The sequence below is a fragment of the Rhodopseudomonas palustris genome (assembly GCF_003226555.1).
In the GTDB taxonomy this organism is placed as follows: domain Bacteria; phylum Pseudomonadota; class Alphaproteobacteria; order Rhizobiales; family Xanthobacteraceae; genus Rhodopseudomonas; species Rhodopseudomonas palustris_I.
On the sequence record NZ_QKQS01000039.1, the window covers coordinates 1 to 203 of the forward strand.

A 203-nucleotide genomic window follows, 5' to 3' on the forward strand; every position below is an offset into this window, starting at 1 on the left:
TGGTCGCCGGCCAGCCGATCCGCGATCTCGTCACCGTCAACGGCGTTCGCGTGACGTGCGAAGACGGCAGCTGGGGCCTGGTCCGGGCCTCGTCGAACAAGCCCGAGCTGGTCGTCGTGGTCGAAAGCCCGGTATCGGAGCAGCGGATGCACGACATGTTCGAGGCCGTGAACGTCGTGCTGCGCCAGCACCCCGAAGTCGGC

General features: G+C 68.0%; 1 pseudogene. It reads left to right on the forward strand.

What is annotated here, in order from left to right:
- A pseudogene (locus DNX69_RS25305) lies at positions 1-203 on the forward strand (phosphomannomutase/phosphoglucomutase); the annotation flags it as partial.